The following is a 22366-nucleotide window of genomic DNA, read 5'->3' as shown; positions in this document are numbered from 1 at the left end:
CTCCCTCCATCGCGGGCCGGGGGATTCCGGCCCCTCTGGGGTTGCCTACCCGGATTCGCGCCTCAGGACTCAGCGCAACGCGTTGCGCTGAGTCCTGAGGCTGTTGCAGTGAACATGAGAATCAAGGCTCCTGTGTGGTAGTTTTCCAGTTTGCCAACGATATACGCGCTGGCAAAAAAGTCTGCTATACTCTTTCCCGCTGTCCCCATCGTCTAGCGGCCAAGGACGCCACCCTTTCAAGGTGGATATCGCGGGTTCGAATCCCGCTGGGGGCACCACAGAACCTGAGAAGCCCGTTACCAATTCGGTAGCGGGCTTTTTGCTGCCATGCGCTGGGATTCGAACCCAACAGGGTGCGGAGCCGAGGAGACGCATTTACGCTTCGACCCCAACAAGTGATTGAGTTAGTCCCTAGCAATACGATATCTGAAACGTCCGTATCGAAAAACATTGCCCGGAGACAGCTCCGTCTCCATTAGCCGTGATGTTGGCAAGCTTTCTTATCAATCGCACGTCTTGAACAATTATCCCAACTTCAAAATCGCTGTGAGTTCCGAGGGTGCCGGGAAACAGCACATTCCCTCAACTCGCACCCTACACACAGCATAAATACCTCCGATCTGCACATCGATAAAACAGCGCCGTGTGTAGTCCAGTTCCCTGGTCTCGATTTGTAAACTTGTTGGCGAAGTCCAGGCATACGCTGCAAACAACTTGCGAACATCCCATGCGGGGGCATCGTCCCTCTCAGCTTCATGAGTCACGAAGGGAAAGAGGTCTCCGACTCCGGCCCCATCGCCCGATTTGCAAACCCAAGACTCGTAGCCGGCCCTCACGCCGTACTCACGACCATCGCGCAACAGAGACAAATCCAGCTCATTCTCATGGAATCGAATATCGATCTCTTCAAAAACCCCGAAAATGCAACGATGAATGCCCTCGAGGCGTAATGAACTCAAACGTCCGCCAGAAGCCAACCCAACTGGCACGGGAATGCTATCGAAGTCACGTTCGGAAGCCAGCGTTTCCCGAACACTAGACTCTTTGAACAATACCTCATACAGCGGATCAAGCAGCGCCTTACTTCCTGTCGTGGAACTCGAGCAGGCGATGACAAGGCCATCTGTGGGCCGCATGTAGCACAGCTGCCCAAAAAGGCCAGAACATCTGAACCCGCCACGCCGGCACATCCAGAACTGGTATCCATAGCCATTGCTGTCTTCAGTTGCCTCAGACGGATAAAAGGGGCTCGTTTCCATCTGAATCTTCGTCGCCTCGGCAACCCATTCCGCAGGAATGATCTGTTCCCCACGCCACTTGCCACCATCCAGCAAACATTGACCAAACTTAGCCAAATCCGGTGTCGAAAGGTGAAGACCAAAACCTCCGGTCGTATGACCAGCTTGATCCTCTTCCCACCACCAATTTCTAATGCCTAACGGCGTAAACAAACGTTCGGCGAGATAATCGGATTCTTTCGTTCCACTTACGCGTTGCACGAGCATGCTCAATAAATGTGAACACAGCGAATCGTAGTGAAAGACCTCGCCCGGCTTCCAGTCAAACTCACGATGAAGAACCTCATGTGCCCAGTCGTCTCCCGCGCCAATATACGAAAGGTCACTCTCCTGCCCCATCGTCATAGTCAGCAAATTGCGAACCGTCACATTGCGAAAGCGCTCATCCGCGATCTCGCCTTCATATTCCGGGAAGTATGAAATCCAGCGATCGGCCAGCGACAGCCGTCCTTCATTCACCAACATCCCGACAGCGACCGAGGTAAAGGACTTAGTCACAGAATAGAGCGGATGAACGTGTTCGAGGGCGAACGGCGCAGCCGCATGCTCAAAGACGACTTCACCATCTTGTCGGACCACGACCGAGCGGACTTCCACGCCCGCGGACCTCCACGCCGCAAGGCACGCCTCACCCATCCTATTGTCAAAGATAATATTAGACACTCTCAACCACTGCCTCTCAAACGAAACCAGCATAAGACAAGGTCGCCCTCGGCGCTTATCCAAGGACGACCTTGTCAGATTGCTGGCATGCGGGGAAATACTTGTTCCGCGGCTCCACTTCTTTGGCTACTTTGCAGCCTCTACCGCCGGCACGTCCTCCTTGTACGTCGCATATGTAAGCAGGAACGAAATCACGCTGGAAACCACGATGGCTATGATTACGTAAATCAGGTAGTTCGCGCCCATTGCACCGGACGGATCAATGAAGCCCGGGAAGGCGCAGAAACCGCCGCCGGTGAAGGCGAACATCTTGGTGCCAAGAGCGCCGATGATTAGGCCGCCGGGCACAGAGGCGATGCAGCTCATGATAAAAGGCTTCTTGCGCGGAAGGGTCACGCCGTAGATGCAGGGTTCGGTGATGCCGAAGAAGAAGCCCGAGATGAACGCCGGCCATGCAAGCTGCTTGAGCTTTACGTCCTTAGTCTTCAGAAGAATGGCAAGGACGGCAAGGGACTGAGCGTACGAGCAAACCATGTACGGCGCCATGACAATATCCCAGCCCTGGGAGGCAATGTTCACCAGCATGAGAGCAATGACACTCCAGTGGAAGCCGAAGATGACCATAGGCTGCCAAATGGCAGTAAGCACGATGCCGCCGAGCGCGCCGCCGATGACAGGCAAGCTGTAGAGGGAGTTAAACAGCAGGCTCATGAGGTTCGTGATCAGGGTGGCAATCGGGCCAATAATCAAATAGGTAGCGGGGACCATCACAACGAGCACGCACGTAGGCACAAAGAAGAACTTTACATACTCAGAGAAATGCTTGCGACACCACTTCTCCAGCTTTGCCGCGAACCAAACAGAGATGATAATCGGAATGACAGAGCTCGTATAACCCGAAGACGGCATGATGACGGGTATGCCGAGGAAAGTCGTGTAGTAGTTCATGGCAAAGGGAGTGCCGGCAAGCACCGTTCCCAAAACATCGCCAGATGTGATGTTGACCATCGCCGGATACGTAAGTGCGATACCGAGCGTCATGCCAACGAACTCACTACAGCCAAACTTCTTTGCCGCGGTATAGCCAAGGATAACCGGCAGGAAGTAGAAGAAGCCGTCACCAGCCGCATATAGAATCTGGTACAAGCCGTCTGTCGCCGTAATCCATCCGAGGGCGACGAGAATACTCAAAACACCCTTGATCATACCAGCGGCACACAGCACCGCAAGAATCGGCTGGATTACGCCTGAAATAGTATCGATAAGGGCACTAACAAGGTTTCCTTTCTTGACGGGCTCACCATCAAGATTAACCTCGCCCAGCCCCTCGACACCAGAAGCGGCAACCGCGGCATCGTAAACATCCTCAATCACATTGATGCCGACAACAACCTGATACTGGCCATTCGCGTTGATTACTTGAATGACACCTTTATGAGATTCAATTGCCTTAGTATCGGCCTTCGCATCGTCTCGCAGCTTGAAACGTAGACGCGTCATGCAGTGCGAGATGCTCAGGATGTTTTCCTTACCGCCGACGAGGCCAACTACGTCCTCGCCGAGCTTGCGATTTGCAAGCTCTTTGCTTTCGCTCATGGTTTTCCTCCCATGCGACCTGTCCAAGGTCGGCCGCCCGCCATCATTCGCTAAATTGATTTCCGATACTAGTGAAGTTCAGGCCAGAACTCCTTATTCGCCTCAATGAGATCGTCAAGGATCTTCTTTGCAACGGAGGCAGAGGGGACCGTCTTCGAAAGCGTCAGCGCCTGCCAAAGCTCCTGATAGGAATGGTCGACCCAAGCAGACACTGCAAGCTTTTCGACCGAGACCTGTTCCTCCATAAGTCCTTTCTGGAATTGCGGAATCTCACCTTGGCAAATTTTCTCGTAGCCGTCGCTGCCGACGATGCAGGGGATCTCGACCATAGCCGTTGGGTCAAAATTGGACACAGCCCCGTCGTTGGGAACAATCAGCGAGAAACGTTCACGGGTGTTCTCTGCCAAAGCGCGAGCGAGATCGACAATGTACTCAGCGTGGGTATCCGGCTTAAGGCCGAAACCCTCAGACGTGCCCTTTTCGATAATCTGGCGGGCGGTGCCGAAGACGCGTTTCTCGCGACCCTCACGGACCTCGTCGGTGCGGGTGTGGTTGGGGTCGGTGTGCTCAACCACATAGTCCGGGAAGAGATAGTACTTGAGGTAGGTGTTCGGGATGGTATTCGGATCGAGCGCGTAAACATCCTTAGCCTTACGGAACGTCTGGTCCCAAGATGCATCGACGAATTCAAGGCCGGAATCCTCGCCGGCATAACCGTTTTTAGCCATTTGGGCCTTGATAGTGGGCATAAGGTCATTGCCAGCACGGTCGTGAATCTTTGTCCACCAGCCAAAGTGGTTGAGGCCGTAGTAGCCGACGACGAGGTCGTTGTGGTCCTTGAGACCACACATCTGAGCCATGATATCCATCAGTGCTATTGGCATGTCGCAGATGTTGATGATCTTTGAATCCGGGCGAAGACGGCGTGTCGCCTCGGCAACGATCGCCGCGGGGTTGGAGTAGTTGAGCATCCATGCGTCAGGACTGTATTTCTCCATGTAGTCAAGGATCTCGAGTACGCCGCCGATGGAGCGCAGCCCGTAAGCAATGCCACCAGGACCGCAGGTCTCTTGGCCAAGAACGCCATAGCGCAGGGGGATCTTCTCGTCCTTATCGCGCATAGCGTACTTGCCAACGCGAATCTGGGCAAGTACAAAGTCGATGCCTGTGAAGGCCTCCACAGGGTCGGTCGTATAGCTGAAGGTTACCTCTGGAGCATTCTCCTTGATGTAGATGGCACATGCCTTGGCAATTGTCCCCTGACGCTCGGCATCGTTGTCATAGAGCGTAATCCTATTGATGGGGAACACATCGCGCTTCGCGAGAAGTGTCAGAACAACGCCCGGCGTATAAGTGCTTCCGCCTCCCGCGATAGTAACCGCATAGCTCTGTTTTGCTATTGCAATCCTCCTATCTAGACATGTACTTGACGACTTGAATTATATCCTCAGTGATTTGCTATATGTCTAGACATGTTAAGCACACAGGCGAACGGTTGATTTATGGCGGTAAGCGGCAACTTTAAGTGTCTCCACTTCCTATAATTGGTAGAAGCGGATAATCGCGCCGATTCGACGCATTCTGTACAACCTCAATAAGGAGAACATTTTGGCAAGAATCCTGTACAGTGAAATTTACCGAAGCCTACGAGAGCGGATTGTCGAAGGCAAACATCCCGTAGGATCGCTCCTTCCTTCCGAACAAAATCTTTCCAAAGAGTTCTCCTGCTCTCGAATGACGGTGCGCAAGGCCATCTCACTTCTCGCAAATGAAGGTCTAGTTCAGTCCATTAAAGGCAAGGGAGTCCTCGTAATCGAAACGTCACTTGCAGGCACCAGCAAAGAGGGCGCATTCACCGTAAGTGGCCTTTCTTCGTTCAGCGAATCGGCACACGCGATCGGAGCAATTCCAACGTCAAAAATCGTCTATTTCGAGCACGTAAGCACCGATAAGTGTCTAGCTCAATTGACGGGATTTCCCGAAGGAGAAGACCTTACGCATTTGAAGCTCGTCCGCATGCTCGACGATAAACCGGTCGTTGTCGACCGCCACTACTTCCTAACTTCCTCCGTCCCCGGCTTAAACGAGCAGAATGCCACCCTGTCGCTCTTCCATTACATCGAGGATGAGCTAGGGCTCACCATTGCCGTGAGCAAACGAACGATAACACTCGTCCAGCCCGACGCTGAGGACTGCCGGTTGCTTGGCGTCGATTCTTCTTCGTATCTGGCAGCCATAACCAGCCAGACATTCGACTCAACCGGAACTCAATTTGAGTACATCGAGGCGCGTTATATTCCGAGCATCTTCCATTTTCACGACACGGCAACGCGCACACCCCTACCCTAATAAACGACACGAACGGACGCCGCCCTAGTGAATTTGTTCAACAAAAAAGCCGGGGCCCGCGTAATGCGGACCCCGGCTTTCAACCGTGACGGTATGCTGTCCCAGTCCTACACGTAGAACAGAATGTCGTCGTAGGTCGGGACCGGCCAGTAGTCGGCGGCCACGATCTCCTCCATGGCGTCCACGGCGGCACGCAGCGTATCCATAGCGGGAACGACCTCGTGCGCGTACACGTTGGCCTGCTCCTGGCCATCGAGAGCCTCGGCCTTCTGATGTACGGCGTCGAGCGCCTTGATGGAGTCGTTGATGGCGGTGATGCCGTTGCAGAGCTTGTTGAGCGTGTTCTGCTCGCACTGCATGGCAGCCTCAGCACCGGCGGCACGAATAGTCTCAAGGCCCTTAGCGACCTTGGTGGCATAGGCGGTAATGACCGGGCGATAGGTACGACGCGCCTCGCGAACCATCGTGGTGGCCTCGATGTTCATGAGCTTGTTGTACTTCTCGAGCTTGCAGTCATAGCGGCACTGGGCCTCGGCCTTGGTCAGGACGCCCGTCTCCTCAAAGAGCGCAATGGCCTTATCGGAAACAAAGGCGGGAAGAGCGTCGGCCGTGGTCTTGTTGTTGGCAAGGCCGCGCTTCTCGGCCTCGATGGGCCACTCGTCGGAGTAACCGTCGCCGGAGAACAGGATGCGCTGGTGATCGGTCAGCACCTTCTTGCAGTACTCGAGCGCGGCGTCCTGGAACTTATCCTCGGGCGTACCCTCGAGCGCATCGGCGAAGGACTTGAGCGACTTGGCAACGGCGGCATCGAGCACCAGGTTGGAGTCGGAAACGTTTTGCTCGGAGCCGCAGGCACGGAACTCGAACTTGTTGCCGGTGAAGGCGAACGGGGAGGTGCGGTTGCGGTCGGTGTTGTCCTGCATCAGTTTGGGCAGGGTATCGGCGCCCAAGTCAAGCACGCCGCGCGTGGCATGGACGGAAGCCTTGCCATCGATGATCTTCTCGACAACCTCGGTAAGCTGGTCGCCCAGGAAGATGGACATAATCGCCGGAGGAGCCTCGTTGGCGCCCAGACGATGATCGTTGCCGGCCGAGGCAACGGAGGCACGCAGGAGCTCCTGATAGTTATCGACGGCCTCGATCACCGCGGTGAGGAAGACGATGAACTGCAGGTTGTCGAGCGGGGTGTCGCCCGGGTCGAGCAGGTTCTCGGACTCGGTGCCAAGCGACCAGTTGTTGTGCTTGCCCGAACCGTTGATGCCCTCAAAGGGCTTCTCGTGCAGCAGGCAGACCAAGTCGTGACGGGAGGCGATGAGCTTCATCTTCTCCATCATGACCAGATTCTGGTCGATGGCCTCGTTGACCTCGCCGTAGACAGGGGCGAGCTCATGCTGGCAGGGAGCGACCTCGTTGTGCTTGGTCTTGGCAGGAATGCCAAGCGCCCACAGTTCATCGTCCAGGTCCTTCATATAGGACGAGACGGTGGGGCGGATAGCGCCAAAGTAGTGTTCCTCGAGCTCCTGGCCCTTGCAGGGAGCAGCACCAAAGAGGGTGCGCCCGGTGATGACCAGGTCCCTGCGCTTGCGGTAAGCGTCCTTCTTGATCAGGAAGTACTCCTGCTCATCGCCCACGGAAGGAACGACCTTCTTGGGGGTCTTACCAAACAGCGCCAAAACGCGCTTGGACTCACGCGAGAGTGCGGTCATGGAGCGCAGCAGCGGGGTCTTCTTGTCCAGGGCCTCGCCCGTGTAGGAGCAAAAAGCCGTGGGGATGCACAGGACATCGTCCTTAATGAATGCGGGGCTGGTGGGATCCCAAGCGGTGTAGCCACGGGCCTCGAAGGTGGCACGCAGGCCGCCGTTGGGGAAGCTGGAGGCGTCCGGCTCGCCCTGGATGAGGTTCTTGCCCGTAAACTTGGTAATGGCGGTGCCGTCGTGGTTGGGCTCGAGGAAGCTGTCGTGCTTCTCGGAAGTAATGCCCGAAAGCGGCTGGAACCAGTGCGCGTAGTGCGTCGCGCCCTTGGAGATGGCCCAGACCTTCATGGCGTGGGCAACGGCGTTGGCCACATCCAGGTCAAGCGGCTCACCGTCCTCGAGGGTTGCAGCAAGGCGCTTCCAAATGTCCTTGGGGAGGTAGTCCTTCATGACTTCCTCAGAGAACACCATGGTCCCGAAGCGGTCAGTAAGTTCGGCCATACGGAACTCCCTTCGTATCGGCACCGCGTGAGAAGCGGTGTTGATTACTAACGAACGAGTCATAGATTAGGCTCGTCGTGTTTCCGCAACATTACCGTTATGTTGCTGTCACGAAACCAATCAATGAGGTTACCGCATCGCGGCGGCGTTGCCGCCCTCAACAGCCAATCAACTGTATAAATTGCAGACCTCTCCCCATGGTTTAAGGGTAGTCAATTTGGGATGGGGCTCTATTAACTGGTATTTCGCATCAGATACCAGTCTTTATAGCCCCATCCTAGATTGACCGCTCTGCTATAGGGAATGTCGATAGCAAGGCATCTTTGATTGGTATCCCCGAATAGCGAGTGAAACTCCACCGTGACACAGTGGTGCTGTAGAATCCTTACAACACATCACACTATTACGTATCTAAAGGAGCACGATATGCGCGTCGACGAGGTTTTTAAGCAGGCGGCATCCCGAGGCACCGCGCCCGTTTCGTTTGAGATGTTCCCGCCTAAGGGCGAGCTTTCCCTCGACACGGCTCGCGAGGTGGCGGGCAATCTGTGCAAGCTTTCGCCGAGCTTTGTCTCGGTCACCTGCTCGGCCGGCGGCTCGGGCAACGGCGCCACCACCGCCCCCATCGCGCATATGATTACGAGCGAATTCAATACGCCCTCGGTGGCGCACCTTACCTGCGTGGGCCGCTCGCACGCCGATATCGTCGCCAAGATCGACGAATACCGCTCCGCCGGCGTAGAAAACATCCTGGCCCTGCGCGGTGATCTGCCCACTGGCGCGACCGAGGATGACAAGCCCGCCTCGGACTACGCCTACGCCCGTGACCTCATCCCCGAGCTTGTCGACGCCGGCTTTTGTGTGGGCGCCGCGGCCTACCCCGAGGGCCACATTGCCTGTGAGGACCTCAACGCTTCGGTCGAATACCTCAAGCAAAAACAGGACGCCGGCGCGAGCTTCTTTGTGACGCAGCTCTTCTTTGACAACGAGTGCTTCTACCGTTTTCGCGAGCTTGCCGACAAGGCGGGCATCACCGTGCCCATTACCGCGGGCATCATGCCGTTTATGGGCAAGTCGCAAATCAGCCGCATGGTCTTTATGTGCGGCGCGTCGCTGCCCTCCCCCGTCATCAAGATTCTCGCCAAGTACGAGAACGACCCCGAGAGCCTGCAGGCAGCCGGTGTAGATTATGCCGCCCGTCAGCTTTGCGACCTTAAGGAGCACGGTGCCGCCGGTCTGCACCTGTACACTATGAATCGTCCTGCGATCGCCGCGACCATTATGGAGCGCCTGGGGTAATGGAAAAACCGCACATCGATACAACCGCTGTCGAAGTGCCGGCCGACCTTGCGTCGCCGGCGCTTTACCGTGTCGATGCTGCGCACCATCCCCGTGTCGACCGTGCCGAGATGCTGCGGTATCTGGGTTACGGCGGCCAGCAGATTGAGCCCGAGCTGTCACGACGTATTGAGCTTGTGGTCGAGCGCCTTGAGCTGGACATTGAGCCCCGCGGCGTGCGGCGCGTGTTTACCGTCGATGCCACGGGCGTGGACGAGCAGGGAGAGCCTTGCATCCGTCTGGTTGGCACCAACGTTGAGCTGCGCGGTCGCGACATCTATCGACATCTCAAAGACGCACGCTTTGCCGCGCTCATGGCATGCACCCTCGGCATGGACGCCGAGCGTCGCCTGCGTACCACGGGAGCCCAGCAGCCCCTGGAGGGAGCCGTGCTCGACGCCGCATGCTCTGCCTATGTAGAAGCCGCCGTTGAGCAGATGGACCAGCAGGTTAAGGCTGCGGCCGCCGCACACGGACTCGCCGGTAACTGGCGCTTCAGTCCCGGCTACGGCGACTGCCCGCTTACGGCACAGCGCTCAATCGTGGACGCGCTCAACGCCACGCGGCTCATCGGGCTTACCATCACGCCCACCAGCCTGCTCATGCCCACCAAGAGCGTGACCGCGGTGATCGGTCTGTTCGACGGCGAGGTCCACGACGCCCAGAGCCGCCCCACCTGCAATATCTGCCGCATGCGCGAGCACTGTCGCTTCCGCGCCGCCCACACCACCTGCTATTCCAGCCATTAGGAGCCCTCGATGTTTACTCCGCTTATCACTCATGATTCTGACGGCACTGCATTGGCGGCGCCTGTTGATGCTGCGCGCCGCAACGGGGCTGCATACAAGACGCGCACGATCGACGACCTTCGCATTAAGGACGATCGTCTGCGCGCCGCCATCAAGGGCACCGGGCACCTGCTGTTTGACGGCGGCATGGGCACCATGTTGCAGGCCGCTGGCATGAAGGCGGGCGCCCTGCCCGAGCTGCTCAACTTTGAGGAGCCCCAGGTCATTACCGACATTCAGCGACAGTACGTCGAGGCCGGCTGCGACGTGATCACCGCCAACACCTTTGGTGCCAACGCCCACAAGCTCGACGGTACCGCCACCGTGGCAGATGTCTTTGCCGCCGCTGTCGCCTGCGCCCGCGCGGCCGGCGCCCACTACGTCGCCGGCGATATCGGCCCCATCGGCGCGCTGCTTCGCCCCTTGGGTACCCTCAGCTTCGACGAGGCCTATGACCTCTTTGCCGAGGAAGTGCGCGCCGGCGTCGCCGCGGGCGTGGACCTCTTTATTATCGAGACTATGACCGACCTGGCCGAGATCAAGGCGGCCGTCCTCGCCTGCCGCGAGAACTCCGACCTGCCCGTCTTTGCCACCATGACCTTTGAGGAAGACGGTCGCACCTTCCTGGGCACGAGTCCCGAGGTTGCCGCCATCACGCTCGATGCCATCGGCGCCGACGTTTTGGGCATCAACTGCAGCCAGGGACCGGCCGAGCTCCGAGGACTCGCCGCTCGCATGCTCACCGTTACGGACAAGCCCGTTATGGTGCAGGCCAACGCAGGACTGCCCCACGTGGACGACGACGGCAACACCGTCTTTGATATCCAGGCGCCCGAGTACGCCGTGGCCGTCGCCGGTATGATTGAGGACGGCGTAAGCGTCGTGGGCGGCTGCTGCGGCACCACGCCGGCGCACATGGCAGCGCTGCGCACGCTTATCGATAACCACACGCCCAGTCCGCGCCACCGCAAGCCCAGCATGTCGGTCACAAGCGCCCAGACCGTGGTGGACCTCCCCTGCGACGGCCACAAGATCGCCGTCATCGGCGAGCGCATCAACCCCACCGGCAAAAAGCGCCTGCAGCAGGCCCTGCGCGACGGCGATCTGGACTACGTGGTGAGCCAGGGCATCAGCCAGCAGGAGCAGGGCGCCGACATCCTGGACGTCAACGTGGGCCTGCCCGAGATCGACGAGGTCAAGATTATCCAACAGGCCACCGAGCAGCTCCAAGGCTCCACGCTGCTGCCGCTGCAGATCGACTCCACCGACCCCGCCGCCGTCGAGGCCGCCGTACGTCGCTACGCCGGCAAGCCCATCATCAACTCGGTCAACGGCAAGCAGCAGATCATGGACGAGATCTTCCCGCTGGTCGCCCACTACGGCACCAACGTTGTCGGCCTTACGCTCGACGAAGGCGGCATCCCCGATACCGCCGAGGCCCGCTTTGCCATCGCCGAGCGCATCGTGGCCGAGGCTGCCCGCTACGGCATCGGCCCGGACCGTATCCTCATCGACTGCCTGGTCATGACCGCCTCGACCAATCAACGCCAGGCCGAGCAGATCCTGCGCGCCATGTCCCTGTGCAAGGAGCGCCTGGGCGTCAAATGCGCGCTCGGCGTGTCGAACATCAGCTTTGGTCTGCCTGCCCGCCCGCTGCTGGGCTCGGTCTTTTTGGCCGCCGCCTTTGGCGCGGGCCTCGATGCCCCCATCATGAACCCGGGCTCCAAGCGCTTTATGGACACCGTCTACAGCTATCGCGTCCTGAGCGTTGAGGACGAGGGCTCGACCGGATACATCGAGCGCTATGCCGGCTGGACCGATCCGTATAAGATTGCCGCCAACCCGGCGGCCGCCCAGTCAGCATCGATCGATGCCGCGCCTACCGCAAGCACCACCGCAAGCGCCGATGACGACCCCATCCGCCACATGGTCGTCTCGGGACGCAAGGGCGAAATCGCGGCCGAGACCGAACGCCTGCTGGCCGACCACGACGCCATGGACCTCATCAACGACCACTTTATCCCCGCCCTCGACGAGGTGGGCGTCCTCTTTGACCAGGGCAAGTTCTTCTTGCCGCAGCTCATGGCCTCGGCCGAGGCCGCGCGCGTGGGCTTCGATACCATCAAACGCCTGATGCCCGCCGGCGAGATTGCCGACAAGGGTAAGATCTGCGTGGCCACCGTCAAGGGCGACATCCACGACATCGGTAAGAACATCGTCAAGATGCTGCTCGATAACTACGGCTATACCGTCTTTGACCTTGGCCGCGACGTCGATCCGCAGGAGGTGCTCAAAACCGTCAAGGAGCGCGACATTAAGCTCGTCGGCCTCTCGGCGCTTATGACCACCACGGTCGTCGCCATGGAAGAGACCATCAAGTTGCTCCATGCCGAGGTTCCGGGCGTCAAGATCATCGTGGGCGGCGCCGTACTCACCCCCGAATATGCCAAACAGATCGGCGCGGACTACTACGCCAAGGATGCTGCCGAAAGCGCGCGCATCGCCGAAGAGGTCTTTGGCCGGTAACACAACGGAAACAACCCCGCACCAAAACGTGCCGCACGCGTCACGAGACGTGTGCGGCACGTTAGAATAGAGGGGACTATGCTCGTTTTGGCAGATAGGAGCGCAAGGATGGCGATCACGCCCGCAGAAATCGCGGAAACCCGCGGCATGGTTGAGGAACAGAACCTCGACATCAGGACCATCACTATGGGTGTTTCGCTCATGGGTTGCGGTGACGAGAACCTCAGCCGCATGTGCACGAAGATCTACGACCACGTGACGCACACGGCTGAGCACCTGGTCGAGACCGCCGAGAACCTCGAGCGCGAGTACGGTATCCCCATTGTCAACAAGCGCGTTTCCGTCACCCCGGTGGCGCAGATCGCCGCATGCTGCAAGGATGAGGACCTCACCCCCATCGCGCATGCCCTCGACCGCGCGGCCGAGACGCTCGGCATCGATTACCTGGGCGGCTTCTCCGCACTCGTCCAGAAGGGCATCGGCGACGCCGACCGCCGCGTCATCCAGTCCATCCCCCAGGCGCTCGCCACCACGAGCCGTGTCTGCTCCAGCGTCAACGTCGCCAGCCTGCGCGCCGGCATCAACATGGACGCCGTGCTTATGGCCGCCCAGACCATCATCGATGCCGCTAAACTCACGGCCGACCAGGATTCCGTCGGCGCTTCCAAGTTTGTCTGCTTTGCTAACATGGTCGAGGACTCCCCGTTTATGGCGGGCGCCGTCCACGGCGGTGGCGAGGCCGACGCCGTCATCAACGTAGGCGTCTCGGGCCCCGGCGTTATGGCCGCAGCCCTGGAGACGCTGCCCGATTCCGCATCGATGATGGAAGTCGCCGAAAAGATTAAGCAGACCGCCTTTAAGATCACCCGTGCCGGCGAGCTCATGAGCCGCGAGGCCGCCCATCGCCTGGGTGTCGAGAAGGGCATCGTCGACCTGTCGCTGGCTCCCACGCCTGCCATCGGCGACTCCGTCGCGCGCATCCTCGAGATCATCGGCGTGGGCACCTGCGGTGGCCCGGGCACGACCTGCGCGCTCGCCATGCTCAACGATGCCGTCAAGAAGGGCGGCGTCATGGCCAGCTCCAGCGTGGGCGGTCTCTCCGGCGCTTTCATCCCCGTGTCCGAGGACGCCGGCATGATCGCCGCCGTCGAAGCCGGTGCGCTTTCGCTCGAGAAGCTCGAGGCCATGACCTGCGTGTGCTCCGTCGGCCTGGACATGATCGCCATCCCCGGCGACACCCCGGTCGAGACCATCGCCGGCATCATCGCCGACGAGATGGCCATCGGCGTCATCAACAACAAGACCACGGCCGTCCGCGTGATTCCCGCCATCGGCAAGGGCGTGGGTGACTGCGTCGAGTACGGCGGCCTGTTCGGCCGTGCACCCATCATGCCGGTGAACCCCAACGCCGGCACCGTGCTTGCCCATCGCGGTGGACGCTTCCCAGCGCCGCTGAACTCGCTGAAGAACTAGCCTAGGGATACGAGGCGAGGAGCCCCGCCGCCGGGCGGCAGACATATAAGGTCGCCTGCTCGGACAGTCCTGACTCGCACGGAGAGCACATTAAGTGCTCTCCGGCTCGTGCGGAACTCGCGATCGACCTTATATGTCTGCCGCCCGGCGGCGGGGCTCCCGCACATCTCAACCTTGGCTGAGTTCTGTCCCATGTTGCAGTTGCTTCGCTCCTGCACCACATGGTTGATACGGCGGTTTGGCGTTGGATCGGTTCTTTCTGATATATGCTGGTTGCGGCTCTTCTTTTGGGAGGAGTCGCTTTTTTTGTTGTGAGGGGGATGGCCCGTGGCTGATGGTGTAATTCAATCTGAGCTGCTTTCTGCGGATTGGAATGGCGAATGGATACGTCTGCAAGCTGATCGGCGGCGGGCTGATGATTCTTTTGAATGGGATAAGCGGGCTCGGCATTTTCGGCCGTTGGAGACTGCCCCGTATGCCCGGGACTTTATGAAGCTGTTGGCGTTAAAGCCTGGTGAATCGGTGCTTGATATGGGGTGTGGGGCTGGGTCGATTGCTATTCCGCTTGCTCAGGCTGGGCATCCTGTGATTGCGGCTGATTTCTCCCCTGCCATGCTGGGCACCCTTGATGCTGGCATTGAGTATTACGGACTCGAGGATCTTATTACGCCGCTTGAGCTTGCTTGGGATGATGATTGGGATTTGGTTGGACCGGTCGCGAAAGCGGTGGATGTTGCCTTTGCCAGTCGGTCGGTTACCACGACCAACCTAAAAGGCGCGCTTGCTAAGCTTGATCAAACGGCTCGTCGGCGTTGTGCTGTCACGATGGTCGCTAACTCCAGCCCGCGCTATGATCTGCACTTGATGAACGCTATCGGCGCCTCGGTTACCTGCAGTAATGGCTTTGTGTACGCCTTCAACATCCTCATTCAGATGGGTGCCCTGCCGCAGGTCACGTACTTTGAATCGCCGCGTCGCGATACCTTCGACAGCCTTGAAGCGGGCGTGGCGGACTTTTCCCGCATGCTTGAGCATGGCAACAAGGATAAGGTCGACCGTCTGCGCGACTACATCGCCCAACACATGATCGAGAATCCCCATGCCGGTGAGCCGGGCTCCAAGGGTGTGCCGCAGGGACGCTACATGCTCGACCACGTCCGCAAGGTCCGTTGGGCATTTATTGCATGGGATCCAGTCTCTGCGCCCAGCTCATAGCCTGTTCGCAGCCCACGCCGCCCACTCACTCGGCATCCGCATTCTTTTTGAACTGGGCAAACGCGCTCCACACCGCGCCGTTCCTGCGCTATCGTGGGACAGCTCACGTAGATTAAGGCCCCGTCGCGGGGCGCCCCATACATAGAAAGCGAGAACCCATGGCACTGACAGGAGCCCAGGTCAAGCAGCTTCGCAGCATGGCCCATCACCTCAACCCCGCCATCATCATCGGCAAGTCCGATGTCAACGAGGGCACCGTCGAGCAGACGGTCGCCTACCTGGAGAAGCACGAACTCGTTAAGTGCTCCGTGCTCGATGGCTCCAGTCTTTCCGCCCGCGAGGCCGCCGAAGAGCTCTCCGAGCGTTGCCACGCCGAAGTCGTCCAGGTCATCGGCCGCAAGTTCTCGCTGTATCGCGAGTCCTCGCGCAAGGACATCGAGAAGATCAAGCTCGTCTAAGAGCCAATGATCCGGCGAGCCAACACATAGCAAGCTTACGGGTGCCCAAGTACTTCGGGCGCCCGTTTTTTATCGCTCGACCAGCACGCGATTGAGCCGCCCCTCCACCAAGCGCTCGTATAGACGCCGCGTCTCGGGCTCGGGCACGCCATTGACCTGCTCCCTCAGGTGGTGCATATGCCCGCTGTACAGCTCGACGATATCGCGCCGCCGCCCCGCCGCACTGTAGACGCGCATGGCGCAGCGCACCATATCCTCACGCGCTGTTTCCTGCCGAAGCCCCGACTCCGCCAGCCAAATCGCCGACTGCAGATCGTTTTCTTCTAGAGCGGCATTTGCTCCCTTAATCATGCAATCGATGAACTTTGACTGCATAATGCGTCGCATACGCAAAAAGTAGGTGGGGTTACAGCCATTGGGAACATACAGCGGCCCGGCATAAAGCTGCTCAATCTTAAGGCACAGCTCAACTAAATGGGGCCCGCGCGCTCCCGTGCGATTTCCCAAAACCTCGCGGCTTATCTGGTCAAACAGCCGTACATCGGTCTTGACGTAGTCGCCGTTGAGTCCGATGCATTCATTTTGGATGAGCACACACGACTTGCCATCCGGCGTCGGTCCCAAAGCCGACCGCAAGCGCGATATCGTCGAGTACAGGTTGTTGCGGGCGCTATTGAACTCGGCATGGGGCCACAACTCCATGGCCAGCGTCTCACGATCGACGAGCGCATCCATGCCCAGCGCAAGCCGCTCGGCAAGTGTCGCCGCCTTCTTGCGGCGCCACATTTTGTCCGTGATGGGAAACCCGTCGCGCTCGGCGCGAAACGCACCAAACATGCGAATCTCGATATGGTCAATGGTATCAACGGCTTCAACCTCGCCGGCCTGGAACAGGCGCTCGCCCTCCCCTTCCAAATCGTCGCGCAGCGAGTACCGCGACAGCTCGCGCACGGGAAGCTTCTTGCGAATCCTGGTCGCCGGCTCGCCCAGACAATGCATGGCAAGGCGCGCAAAGAGCCGATACGATGGCTCCAGAATCCCCGCACGATTCATGGACATCCAGGCCGCAAGATCGCTGTCTCGGCCCGCACAGGCCAAATGCAGCGCCACCATCCAGGCCTCCGCTCCACCAACCTGCGTCTGGCTTATATCGAGCAACTCCGCTTCCTCACGCACCGAAACCATCGAGGTGTTACGCAGATACGCCGCGCGCTCCAGCAGCAATGCGTTATCGCGCATGTACGCAATCGACTCCTCGGCAAGTTTGAGCACTTGGACCGCACGGAACTTTGCATTAACCGGCCGTCCCTCTGCCAGCGACTGCCAGCCTTCTAGCAACAGGCCAAACAGCTGAATCTGATTATCGCGCATGCGCACGGCAAAACGATCGAGCTCGTTGAACGCCGCGTCGTCGGTTACCGGCAGGCCGGAAAGGAGCCGCCGTGCCGCCAGCACCATGCGCACCCAGACAGCCATCGCCTTAAGCCCACGTACGTCGAGTGCCTCCCGCACCACCGTCATCTCGTCGTCGCGCTCGTCGGTTCCCGTAAACGACCCGTCAAAGAGCTCCACCAGCATGTTATCGGCCCGTATAACAATCCCCGCGATGTCGAGCTCACAGTCGTAGGCCTTGCTCGTTTTGAGCTGCTGTAGAACGCCGCCGTCATCTCCCCGTTCGGTCAGGCATCGCTTGACCTCGATATGCGCGGACAGCATGTCGAGTGCGGTGTGGGACGTCTCTATTTCTGGCACGGCCAGGTTCGTAGGAAGCCCAAGCCCGTTGTCCCCATAGCAAACAGCCGTCAGTGTCTGGGCCACCCTCCATGAAACAGGGTCTATTTCGCAGGCCGCCCGTTCGCCCCCGCGCTCGATGACCGATGCCATATAGCGAGCGAGCTTTGTATTGGACACGCTGACCGCTGCCAGATATACGCCAAGCGCCTCGGCAGGCGTTGGCTCTGGAGCCGGATCCTCGGCATCGATCGTGCCCAGCGCTGCTCGGCAGATATCGGCCCCGTGCCCCGTCAGAGCCAGATCGACCCCATACTGCCCAGCAAGTTCAAGGACCGCATCACGGTCCAAAAAGGCGTCCGCCAGGCCCATCGCCGCATCGCATCGGCCCGCCTTAAGCAAAATCCGGGCCGCCCTCGGAACAAGTTCGGGGCGAACCTCGGCCACCAACTTACGCAAGCGCAAGCGTCCGTTATCCTCCGTGCCCAGACACGTAAAACTCCGCTCGGCGGGGTCCAAGCCAAAGATCGGGTAGTCGCGTACGAAGTAGGACTGGTCGACCATCGATAGCCTCACCCCGCAAGCCTCGAGTTCTGCGATATTGCCCTCGCCCATCAAAATCATGAGACATGCCACGCAAAACAGTGCATTATTGTCGAGCGAAGCCAGGTCGACAAGTGCCGCGCCATATACGTTGACAATCTCGTTTTCGAGCAGACCGGCTACGTCGCCTTGGCCATACAGACCCGTCTGCAATGCCGAAACGAGCTCGGGCACGCCCTGCGTGAGCTGATAAAAGTCGAGCGATGTGCTGATCGAAAACGCCGATGCCCACGCCGAATACTCATAGGCATGCACCTTGAGCATCTGCGCATTGATCTTAACCGAATCGCCCAGCCCATGAATCAGTTGACGATTTGAAGGACGGCAGGAGATAAAGACCCCCACCCCCATAGCGCGCAGGCCTCGAATCCTGTCGATGAGGTCTTCGGTATCGTGCTGATCGAGGTTTGGCACATTATCAATCGCGATAAGGGAGTGCGGTTTGTCTTTGAGTTCTTCGGTAACCACCTCGAGCTGCATAAACACCTCGCGCCCAGTGGCGCGATCGGCCTCGATAATCCGCACGGGGCCTCGCGTCGGGTCGCATTTAACCTCATGGATGTACTGCAGCAGCACCGAGGTCTTCCCAAACCCGTCGGGCGCATAAAGAACCACGATGCCGGCCTTTCGGCCCTTGGCGAGAAGCTCATTCATCAAGCGTTCGCGTCGCACCATATAGCCACCGCCCAGCGGCATCAGCTCGAGGTCGTCCATACTGCCCAAATCGTTTACCATGCCCGCTCCTCAACTCGACCGTATGGACACTGTAACCGCAAGACCATACAAGCCGCGCTATGAATAGAGCGACCTTGTGTTCTAGGTTGTCTTTTGGTACGCAAGCGGCAAGTTTTTGTACAGCGAGGGCCGATTGTTATTAATCCCCCGACTAATCGGTCTTTAAACAGGTAAATGAGCTTGTCAGCTTGTCCCATCTAAGCGGCAGTGTAACGCAAATGAACAAGGTTCAGCTATGTCATTCAACTCGCCTAGCACCCGCTACCGTCTACGACCTTTTAGTGGCATTTTTGCATAGAATCTGGTATGGAATGAATCAAGCTGTTAGGCATCCGGCATTCGTCAAGCTTGCGGCAAGATTTTGGTCAAGCGGGCGGAGAGGGATAACAAAAAGGCCCCCGCAAAGCGGAGGCCTTAGGCAAGGCTATGTCGAGATGCAGGATTCGCGCTACTCGCAGAGCGAAAGGGCGGCCTCGTCGGCAACGACAACGCAGTTGGTGTGCAGCTGCAGGATCGAAGCCGGGCACGCGGGCGTAACCGGACCATAGCACATGTCATGCACGGCCTGAGCCTTGGCCTCGCCGTTGGCGACGACTAGGATCATGCGGGCATACATGATGGTCTGGGTACCCATGGTGTAGGCCTGACGGGGAACATCGTCGATGCTGTCGAACAGGCGGCTGTTGGCCTGAATGGTGCTCTCGGTGAGGTCGACGCAGTGCGTGCCCTTGGAGAAGTGGTCATCGGGCTCGTTGAAACCGATGTGGCCGTTGTTGCCAATGCCGAGCAGCTGCAGATCCGGGTAACCGGCGGCGGCGACGATCTTGTCGTACTCAGAGCAGGCAGCGGCGGCGTCGGGGTTGGAACCGTCGGGCACATGCGTGTTGTTCAGGTCGATGTTGATGTGATCGAAGAAGTTCTCACGCATGAAGTAGTGATAGCTCTGGGGATCGTCGTGCGAAAGGCCGCGATACTCGTCCAGGTTGTAGGTGCTGACCTCGGCAAAGTCGACGTCGCCCTTCTCGTACCAAGCAGCGAGCTGCTTGTAGGCACCGATCGGGGTGGAGCCGGTGGCAAGACCCAGCACGCAATCGGGCTTGAGGATAACCTGCGCCGAGATGATATTGGCGGCCTTGCGGCTCATATCCTCGTAGTCTTTAGCTTTAATGATCTTCATTACGCGTCCTTTCTCGTACAAGAGAGGCAAGGCTCCCCTTACAAGCACTTGCCCGCGGCCCGCGTCGGCCGCAACCAACGTGTGCGGCCACCAGGGCGAGGTCGCGTAATGTATGTGTCTCGTGTCTAGCCGCGTCGAGGCCCCTGCCCGTCCACGGTGACCCAAAGCCGTTTAGCTTCGGACAAATCCCATCTTGCCACGGAGGGCGCCCTCTTTCAAGGGCGCCCTCCATAAACGTGTTTGAATTGTAGGCTAATGGCCACGTGCACTTGCTAGCGCTCGCGAGCAACGATGAGCTGGTCCATCTCTTCGACATGCGCACCAACGGAGCCCTTGATACTCGAGAACTCAACGGAGTTGCACACCAAGATGGGAACCGTCACATCGTAGCCCTCGGCAGCAATTGCCTCGCGATCGAACTCGATGAGCACGTCACCCTTATGGACGACATCGCCCACCTGTGCATGCACGCTAAAATGCTTGCCCTCAAGCTGAACAGTGTCCAAACCAACGTGGATCAGCACGTCTAGGCCATCGACCGTGTTGAGCGCAACGGCGTGACCCGTGGGAAAAATGGCCTCGACCTTGGCGTCTGCCGGCGCAATCACACGCGTGCCGGTAGGCTGAATCGCCACGCCCTGGCCCAAAAGGCCGGTGGCAAATGTCTGGTCATTGACCTCGGACAACGGAATGACGTCGCCCGAGATGGGAGCATCCAGCGTAAGAACTCGTCCACGCATACCAAAAGACCTTAGGACTTTAGTGAACATGCTCCCCCTCGGACATACCAATCAATCAAAATAGCTTTAACAGTTTACCACTTGGCACCCGTTTTTGACCATTAGGGAAGTTCGCGCTTGACAACCTCGACGATGTCGTCGACAACACGCTGAGTGAGTTCGTGCGTCTCCGCCTCGGCCATAACGCGGACCAGCGGCTCGGTACCGCTCGGACGCACCAGAATGCGACCGCGGCCGTCAAGTTCCTTCTCGGCAGCAGCGACAGCATCCCAGATGGGCTGGCAATCGTCCAGACCAGCCTTGTTGTCGGAATGCACGTTGACGAGTACCTGCGGGTACTTCTTCATGATGCCGGCAAGATCAGTGAGGGTACGACCGGTGCGCTTGAGCACGGCCAGCAGCTGCAGAGCCGTCACCAGGCCGTCACCGGTGGTGTTGTGCTCCAGGAAGATGATGTGGCCGGACTGTTCGCCGCCGATGACGGCGCCATCCGCGAGCATGCGCTCCAAAACGTAGCGGTCCCCCACGGCGGTCTGAACCATCTCGAAGCCCTGCTCCTTCATAGCGATGGAGAAGCCAAGGTTGCACATGACGGTCGAGACGATCTCGGAGTTGGCGAGCTTGCCGCGGGCGGCGAGGTCAGAACCGCAGATAGCCAGGATGTAGTCACCGTCGATCTCATTGCCCTCGCCGTCGACGAACAGCACGCGGTCGGCGTCGCCGTCGTGGGCCAGGCCGATATCGGCGTGGGTGCGCAGCACGAGCTCGCGCAGGGGCTCAAGGTGAGTGGAGCCGCACTCAACGTTAATGTCGGTGCCGCAGTAATCAGTGTTGATGGCATGGACCGTGGCGCCCAGGCGCTGCAGCGCAGCGGGCGTGGTCTGGCAGGAAGCACCGTGGCCGCAGTCGACGGCAACAACCAGGCCATCGAGCTTAAGGCCGTCGAGCGTGCTGATGGCATGATCGACATAGGCCTTGCGGGCGTCTTTCATCTTGATGATGTGACCCACACCGGCGCCGGTCGGCAGCGTGTCGGCAGCCATGGCCTCCTCGGACATGACCCAGGCGCTGATCTCTTCCTCGACAGCATCGGGAAGCTTCATGCCCTTGCGGCTAAAGAACTTGATGCCGTTGAACTCCGGCGGATTGTGCGAAGCGGAGATGACGATGCCACCGTCGAGCTCGTTTTGGACGGTGAGCAGCGCCACGGCCGGCGTAGGGATAACGCCGCAGCAATGCGGACGGCCGCCCTCTGCCATAATGCCAGCGGTCAGAGCACTCTCGAGCATGGTACCCGAAAGGCGCGTGTCGCGGCCGATGCAGATGTCCGGGCCAAGGAACTTGGTCGCCGCGCGGCCCAGGCGAAACGCGAGGTCGCACGAGAGGTCGGCATTGGCGACGCCACGGACGCCGTCGGTACCGAAGATGTTCTGGGGCATAGGATCGCTCCTTCCCTAGCAGGCGATATACAACCGCCCGCC

At 59.0% G+C, this 22366-nt stretch carries 15 protein-coding genes and 1 tRNA gene; 8 read left to right on the top strand and 8 right to left on the bottom strand.

What is annotated here, in order from left to right; translation table 11 throughout:
* Positions 1–201: 201 nt before the first annotated feature.
* Positions 202–278 (top strand) — tRNA-Glu (locus AAAT03_RS06580).
* A gap of 246 nt (positions 279–524) precedes the next feature.
* Here AAAT03_RS06580 and AAAT03_RS06575 read toward each other — a convergent pair.
* The 3 genes from AAAT03_RS06575 to AAAT03_RS06565 all read right to left on the bottom strand — a co-directional run bounded on the left by AAAT03_RS06575 (position 525) and on the right by AAAT03_RS06565 (position 4930).
* Complete coding sequence (locus tag AAAT03_RS06575; RefSeq protein WP_158555271.1) at positions 525–1895, bottom strand: serine hydrolase; 1371 nt, start codon at positions 1893–1895, stop codon at positions 525–527.
* A gap of 192 nt (positions 1896–2087) precedes the next feature.
* A complete protein-coding gene (locus AAAT03_RS06570) occupies positions 2088–3557 on the bottom strand; it encodes a PTS transporter subunit EIIC (protein WP_117736157.1) in 1470 nt (489 codons plus the stop codon).
* A gap of 68 nt (positions 3558–3625) precedes the next feature.
* Positions 3626–4930 carry a 6-phospho-alpha-glucosidase gene (locus AAAT03_RS06565; protein ID WP_349102917.1) on the bottom strand — a complete coding sequence of 435 codons (1305 nt, stop codon included), beginning with the start codon at positions 4928–4930 and terminating at the stop codon, positions 3626–3628.
* A gap of 235 nt (positions 4931–5165) precedes the next feature.
* Here AAAT03_RS06565 and AAAT03_RS06560 point away from each other — a divergent pair, with 235 nt between their 5' ends.
* Positions 5166–5906 carry a GntR family transcriptional regulator gene (locus AAAT03_RS06560; RefSeq protein WP_117736159.1) on the top strand — a complete coding sequence of 247 codons (741 nt, stop codon included), beginning with the start codon at positions 5166–5168 and terminating at the stop codon, positions 5904–5906.
* 107 nt (positions 5907–6013) lie between these two features.
* Here AAAT03_RS06560 and AAAT03_RS06555 read toward each other — a convergent pair whose 3' ends face one another.
* On the bottom strand, positions 6014–8101 hold the full coding sequence (locus AAAT03_RS06555; RefSeq protein ID WP_117628890.1) for a glutamine synthetase III: 2088 nt from the start codon (positions 8099–8101) through the stop codon (positions 6014–6016).
* 426 nt (positions 8102–8527) lie between these two features.
* Between AAAT03_RS06555 and AAAT03_RS06550 the strand changes: the two genes are divergently transcribed.
* The 6 genes from AAAT03_RS06550 to AAAT03_RS06525 all read left to right on the top strand — a co-directional run bounded on the left by AAAT03_RS06550 (position 8528) and on the right by AAAT03_RS06525 (position 15899).
* Positions 8528–9400: a methylenetetrahydrofolate reductase gene (locus AAAT03_RS06550; protein ID WP_349102913.1), complete on the top strand. Its 873-nt coding sequence runs from the start codon at positions 8528–8530 to the stop codon at positions 9398–9400.
* Positions 9400–10188: a hypothetical protein gene (locus AAAT03_RS06545; RefSeq protein ID WP_117855657.1), complete on the top strand. Its 789-nt coding sequence runs from the start codon at positions 9400–9402 to the stop codon at positions 10186–10188. The genes AAAT03_RS06550 and AAAT03_RS06545 overlap by 1 nt, the downstream gene beginning before the upstream one ends.
* A 9-nt stretch (positions 10189–10197) precedes the next feature.
* Complete coding sequence (locus tag AAAT03_RS06540) at positions 10198–12753, top strand: homocysteine S-methyltransferase family protein (RefSeq protein WP_349102912.1); 2556 nt, start codon at positions 10198–10200, stop codon at positions 12751–12753.
* A gap of 108 nt (positions 12754–12861) precedes the next feature.
* The gene (locus tag AAAT03_RS06535; RefSeq protein WP_117765287.1) at positions 12862–14226 is read left to right on the top strand and encodes a PFL family protein; all 1365 of its coding nucleotides are present in this window, start codon (positions 12862–12864) and stop codon (positions 14224–14226) included.
* A 327-nt stretch (positions 14227–14553) separates the two neighbouring features.
* The gene (locus tag AAAT03_RS06530; protein WP_349102911.1) at positions 14554–15441 is read left to right on the top strand and encodes a methyltransferase domain-containing protein; all 888 of its coding nucleotides are present in this window, start codon (positions 14554–14556) and stop codon (positions 15439–15441) included.
* 158 nt (positions 15442–15599) lie between these two features.
* Positions 15600–15899 (top strand): YhbY family RNA-binding protein, encoded by a 300-nt coding sequence (locus AAAT03_RS06525; RefSeq protein WP_117563618.1) that lies wholly within the window; start codon positions 15600–15602, stop codon positions 15897–15899.
* Between the two features lie 69 nt (positions 15900–15968).
* Here the strand turns inward: AAAT03_RS06525 and AAAT03_RS06520 are convergent, their stop codons facing one another.
* From AAAT03_RS06520 to glmM, 4 genes are all read right to left on the bottom strand, one after another.
* Positions 15969–18968 carry a BTAD domain-containing putative transcriptional regulator gene (locus AAAT03_RS06520; protein ID WP_349102909.1) on the bottom strand — a complete coding sequence of 1000 codons (3000 nt, stop codon included), beginning with the start codon at positions 18966–18968 and terminating at the stop codon, positions 15969–15971.
* 448 nt (positions 18969–19416) lie between these two features.
* Complete coding sequence (gene nagB, locus AAAT03_RS06515; protein WP_055251013.1) at positions 19417–20145, bottom strand: glucosamine-6-phosphate deaminase; 729 nt, start codon at positions 20143–20145, stop codon at positions 19417–19419.
* Between the two features lie 272 nt (positions 20146–20417).
* Positions 20418–20885, bottom strand: a complete 468-nt coding sequence (locus AAAT03_RS06510) for a PTS glucose transporter subunit IIA (RefSeq protein WP_316242586.1) — start codon at positions 20883–20885, stop codon at positions 20418–20420.
* 101 nt (positions 20886–20986) lie between these two features.
* Positions 20987–22324: a phosphoglucosamine mutase gene (gene glmM / locus AAAT03_RS06505; RefSeq protein ID WP_117640103.1), complete on the bottom strand. Its 1338-nt coding sequence runs from the start codon at positions 22322–22324 to the stop codon at positions 20987–20989.
* Between the last annotated feature and the right edge of the window lie 42 nt (positions 22325–22366).

It is taken from the genome of Collinsella sp. CLA-AA-H167 (assembly GCF_040095305.1).
Taxonomy (GTDB): Bacteria; Actinomycetota; Coriobacteriia; order Coriobacteriales; family Coriobacteriaceae; genus Collinsella.
Note: the sequence above shows the minus strand (reverse complement) of the source record. Positions and strands in the feature narration are given on the sequence as shown.